Source organism: Gordonia sp. DT219 (genome assembly GCF_049847065.1).
In the GTDB taxonomy this organism is placed as follows: Bacteria; Actinomycetota; Actinomycetes; order Mycobacteriales; family Mycobacteriaceae; genus Gordonia.
The window spans coordinates 1-292 of the sequence record NZ_JBNCNR010000106.1; the positions used below are offsets into that span (position 1 = coordinate 1).

A 292-nucleotide genomic window follows, 5' to 3' on the forward strand; every position below is an offset into this window, starting at 1 on the left:
GTGGGCGAGCGGCCGGAAAAGATTTCGGTCCGAGGTGAGGCATACTCGGCGAAGTCAAACATTCTGCTCAAAAAAGTTGAGCTGGAGCAGGTCTTCGGTAACGATTCATCGCAGGGCTATAAGCGCCAGTACTTCAAGAAGCAGATTCTGGCGATGGTTGCGGCAGCAGAGAGAGGCGTACATTGATGGCTGAGTTGGAAGATCTGTTACTCAAGTTGGGTGGGGAGCTTGCGGAGATTGTGGTGAATGCCACCGGGCGCCTGGCGGAGGGGCCGTGGGACAGGTATATGAA

General features: G+C 55.1%; 1 protein-coding gene. It reads left to right on the forward strand.

Annotated features, from left to right (window positions below; genetic code table 11):
• Positions 1-186, forward strand: a 186-nt coding sequence (locus ACPXB3_RS22620) for a hypothetical protein (protein WP_425729893.1), incomplete at its 5' end; no start/stop codon positions are given.
• Positions 187-292 lie beyond the last annotated feature (106 nt).